Below are 4,368 nucleotides of genomic sequence, written 5' to 3'. Positions count from 1 at the left end.
CCAGGGCCAGCATCTCGGTCACCCGATCGGCGATCTGATCCTTGGGCATGCCCTGCTGTTTCAGGCCGAAGGCGATGTTCCGTTCGACGCTCAGGTGCGGGAACAGGGCGAAGGACTGGAACATCATATTGACCGGCCGCTGGTGCGGCGGCTTTCCCGCCAGATCTTCCCCGGCGAGGGTGATGCGGCCGGAGTCGGGGGTTTCGAACCCGGCCAGCAGCCGCATGAGGGTCGTCTTCCCGCAGCCGGAAGGGCCGAGCAGGGCGAAGAACTCGCCCGGATAGATGTCCAGCGACACGCCGTTGACGGCGGTCTCGCCGTCGAACCGCTTCACGACATTCTCGAACCGAACCAGCGGCTTGGCCGCGGGATCCGCCCAGGGCGCGAAGGTGGAGCGAACCGCGCCGATGTTCAGGCGCGGGCGGGAGCGCTCCGTCATTGGCCTGTCTGCACCTTGGTCCACATGCGCGTCACGTCACGCAGCAGGGTCTGATCCTTGGCGGTGGTGACGAACAGTCGCTTGGAGACTTCCGGGGTCGGATAGACGTTGGGGTTGTCCCGGATGGACGCATCCACCAGCGGCGTCGCCGCCGAGTTGGCGTTGGCGTACTGGGTGAAGTTCGAGGCCTTGGCGATCACGTCGGGCCGCAGCATGTAGTCGAGGAACTTGTAGGCGGCGGCCTTGTTCGGGGCGTCGGCCGGAATGGCGAAGACGTCGAACCAGACCTGGCTGCCTTCCTTCGGGATCACATAGTTGATCTCGACGCCGTTCTTGGCCTCCTCAGCACGGGTCTTGGCCTGGAGGATGTCGCCGGAGTAGCCGATCGCCAGGCAGATGTCGCCATTGGCCAGGGCCTCGACATACTCCGAGGAGTGGAACTTGCGGATGAAGGGGCGAGCCTTGACCATCATGTCGGTCGCGGCCTGATAGTCGGCCAGGTTCTTGGAATTCGGGTCCTTGCCCAGATAGTTGAGGGCGACCGCGTACATGTCCTCGGAAGCGTCGAGGTAGTAGACGCCGCAGTCCTTGAGCTTGGCCAGGTTGACCGGATCGAACACCACCGCCCAACTATCGATGTTCACGCCCGGCAGGCGCTTGGCCACTTCCTTGACGTTGTAGCCGATGCCGATGGTGCCCCACATGTAGGGCACGGTGTACTTCGAGCCCGGATCGAAGGGCTGCATGTGGGCCATGATCTCCGGCCACAGGTTTTTCTCATTGGGTAGCTGGGACTTGTCCAGAGCCGTGAGGGCGCCGGCCGTCACATAGCGTGGGATGTTGTGGTTCGACGGCGAGACGATGTCATAGCCGGTGTCGCCCTGCAGCACCTTGGTTTCAAGAATCTCATTGGAATCAAAGGTATCGTACTGGATCTTGATCCCAGTTTCCTCGGTGAAGTCGCGCAGGATCAACGGATCGATATAGTCCGACCAGTTGTAGATTTTCAGCGTTTCGGCTTTTTCACCGCCTTGGCCGCATGCCGTCAGGCTGGCGCTCAAGGCCAGGGCCGCCGCTACGCCAAGCGCCTTTGTCCAACCCGTCATGCCCACTCTCCCAGCCGCAAGATCAACAGGTTATAGGGCGAGGCTTGCAGATTTTAAGCGCAAATGCGCGGAGACCCCCCAATGCCACTCACTATGGCGATGATCGCGCCAATCTTCATGCTGGTCGCCTCCAACATCTTCATGACCTTCGCCTGGTACGGGCATTTGAAGGTCGAGCACCGGCCGCTGTGGCTGCTGGTGCTGGTGAGCTGGGGGATCGCCTTCTTCGAGTACTGCCTGGCGGTGCCGGCCAACCGCATCGGACGGGCCGTCTATTCGCCCGCCGAGCTCAAGACCATGCAGGAGGTGATCACGTTGGTGGTCTTCGCGGTGTTCTCGGTGACCTTCTTGGGCGAGCGCTTCACCGTGAACCACATGATCGGTTTCGCCCTGATCGCGGCCGGCGCCTTGTTCATCTTCAAGGGGCCGTTCTGAGGGGGCGAAAGAAACCGGCCTTGCGCTTGCGGCTTTGGCGAACCAGATGGGGCGCCCTATAAGCCGCCGCTCCTCCCCATTTCGAGAGACATCATGTCCCGCATCCTCATCACGTCCGCCTTGCCCTACATCAATGGGATCAAGCACCTGGGGACGCTCGCGGGCTCGATGCTGCCGGCCGACGTCTATGCGCGTTTCCAGCGCTCGCGCGGTCGCGAGACGCTCTATATCTGCGCCACTGACGAGCATGGCACGCCGACCGAACTGGCCGCCGCCGCGGCGGGCCAGGACCCATCGACCTTCTGCCAGCTTCAGCACGACGTGCAGTACGACCTGGGCCGCAAGTTCGGCCTGTCGTGGGATCACTTCGGCCGCTCGTCCTCGCCGCAGAACCACAAGCTGACCCAGCGCTTCGCACGCGAGCTGTGGGAGGCCGGCTTCATCGAGGAGCGGATCACCCAGCAGGTCTATTCCAACGCCGACAAGCGCTTCCTGCCCGACCGCTATGTCATCGGCACCTGCCCGCACTGCGGCTACACCGCCGCGCGCGGCGACCAATGCGAGAACTGCACCCGAGTTCTCGACCCCGCCGACCTGATCTCGCCGCGCTCGGCGGTCTCTGGGTCGGACGACATCGAGATCCGCGACTCCAAGCACCTGTTCCTTCGCCAGAGCGTCTTCTCCGACAAGCTGCGCGGCTGGATCGACTCCAAGAAGGGCGAATGGCCGTTGCTGGTCACCTCCATCGCCCTGAAGTGGCTGGACGAGGGATTGCAGGACCGCGGCATCACGCGTGACCTGGAATGGGGCGTGCCGGTCAACGCCTGGGAGTGGGGGCCGAACCCGAAGGGCGAGACGCCGGATATCGAAGGCCTGGCCGGCAAGGTGTTCTACGTCTGGTTCGACGCCCCGATCGAATACATCGCCGCGACCTGGGAGTGGGCGGACGCCAAGGCCCTGGAGGCCGGCCGCGGTCCCGCCGAGGATGCGGAGTGGGAGCGTTGGTGGCGCCAGCCGGCGGCGAGCGACGTCAACTATGTGCAGTTCATGGGCAAGGACAACGTGCCCTTCCACACCGTGGGCTTCCCCTGCACCCTGATCGGCGTGAATGAGCGCCAGAACGACGATGGGTCCTGGCAGCCCGCGAGCAATGCGCCTTGGAAGCTGGTGGACGAGCTCAAGGGCTTCAACTGGCTCGACTATTACGGCGGCAAGTTCTCGACCTCGCAACAGCGTGGCGTGTTCATGGACCAGGCGCTGGAATTGCTGCCCCCGGATTACTGGCGCTGGTGGGTGACCGCAAATGCGCCGGAGACCTCCGACGCCACCTTCACCTGGGAGCAGTTCCAGGCGCAGGTGAACGCGGACCTGGCCGATGTGCTGGGCAACTTCGTCAACCGGATCCTGAAGTTCACCGAGACCCGGTTTGAGGGCCTGGTCCCGGCCGGCGGCGAACCGGCCGAGCTTGAGACCAAGCTGTATGCCGACGTGGACGCCAAGCTCGCCGAGCTGGCCGAACACCTGGAGAGCCGCGAGTTCCGCAAATCGACCACGGCGCTGCGTCAACTCTGGGTGCTGGGGAACCAGTACCTGACCGAGGCCGCGCCCTGGACGGCGATCAAGACCGATCCGGCCCGCGCCGCCATCGTGGTCCGCACCGGCCTGAACCTCGTCGCTCTATTCGCCAAGGTGTCGGAGCCATTCATCCCGTTCGCCGCCGAGAAGATCGCCATGGGCGTGGGCGAGGAATTCCCCGGCGTCTGGCCGACCGGGCAGGGCGCCGCGATTCTCGACATCCTGCCTGCCGGCCGCAAGGTCGAGGCGCCGGAAGTGCTGTTCAAGAAAGTCGAGAACGAACAGGTCGTCGAGTGGGTGGCGCGCTTCGGCGGCACCGAAGCGGCGTAAGGCCCGTTCGTTTCATCATCCTCCGATCAGCGTGCGGCTGTTCGGAGGATGACGAGTTTGGCTAGGCCGTTCGCCGCGTGAGCTTCTCGTGCAGGAACTCCGCGCCGCTGACCAGCGAGACGCCAACCAGCACCAGGATCGCGCCCATCACGAAGGGTGGCTCCAAGGGTTCGTTCAAGATCATGACGCCGAACACCACGCCGAACAGCGGCGTCAGGAACGACAGGATCGAGAGCCGGGAGGCCAGGTAGTGGCGTAGCAGCCAGAACCACACGACGTAGCTGATCAGGGTGATGACCACCGTCTGATAGCCCAGATGCAGCAGCACCTTGGGCGTCAGGTTCATGCCGGTTTGGCCGACCAGGGCGGCGAGGCCGAGCAGGGTCACGCCAGCGAACGCCACCTGATAGAAGAGCGTTTTCACGGCGAGCGCTTCGGAGAGCTTCGAGACGCGGATCACGACGGTGGTCAGGCCCCAGGCCA

The 4,368-nt window shown here is 64.1% G+C and carries 5 protein-coding genes; 2 read left to right on the top strand and 3 right to left on the bottom strand.

Annotated features, from left to right (window positions below; all coding sequences use genetic code 11):
• The coding region (locus tag Q7T84_RS12635; RefSeq protein WP_304809402.1) for an ABC transporter ATP-binding protein at window positions 1-439 on the bottom strand (439 nt) is incomplete at its 3' end.
• Window positions 436-1,545, bottom strand: a complete 1,110-nt coding sequence (locus Q7T84_RS12630) for a polyamine ABC transporter substrate-binding protein (protein WP_304809399.1) — start codon at window positions 1,543-1,545, stop codon at window positions 436-438. The genes Q7T84_RS12635 and Q7T84_RS12630, both read right to left, overlap by 4 nt.
• Before the next feature lie 81 nt (window positions 1,546-1,626).
• On the opposite strand from Q7T84_RS12630, the gene Q7T84_RS12625 reads away from it, so the two are divergent.
• Window positions 1,627-1,980: a DMT family protein gene (locus Q7T84_RS12625; RefSeq protein WP_304809397.1), complete on the top strand. Its 354-nt coding sequence runs from the start codon at window positions 1,627-1,629 to the stop codon at window positions 1,978-1,980.
• Between the two features lie 93 nt (window positions 1,981-2,073).
• Window positions 2,074-3,885: a methionine--tRNA ligase gene (gene metG / locus Q7T84_RS12620; protein WP_304809395.1), complete on the top strand. Its 1,812-nt coding sequence runs from the start codon at window positions 2,074-2,076 to the stop codon at window positions 3,883-3,885.
• Between the two features lie 61 nt (window positions 3,886-3,946).
• Here metG and Q7T84_RS12615 read toward each other — a convergent pair.
• Window positions 3,947-4,368: DMT family transporter (locus Q7T84_RS12615; RefSeq protein WP_304809393.1), on the bottom strand; the 422-nt coding region annotated here is incomplete at its 5' end.

This window comes from Phenylobacterium sp., from assembly GCF_030654915.1.
Lineage (GTDB): Bacteria > Pseudomonadota > Alphaproteobacteria > Caulobacterales > Caulobacteraceae > Phenylobacterium.
The sequence above is the reverse complement of the archived record's forward strand: the minus strand, read 5'-3'. Positions and strand labels throughout refer to the sequence as shown.

Coding starts and splice junctions, on each gene's coding strand:
- Q7T84_RS12630 (WP_304809399.1), bottom strand. CDS start 1,545: ATGACGGGTTGGACAAAGGCGCTTGGCGTAGCGGCGGCCCTGGCCTTG.
- Q7T84_RS12625 (WP_304809397.1), top strand. CDS start 1,627: ATGCCACTCACTATGGCGATGATCGCGCCAATCTTCATGCTGGTCGCC.
- metG (WP_304809395.1), top strand. CDS start 2,074: ATGTCCCGCATCCTCATCACGTCCGCCTTGCCCTACATCAATGGGATC.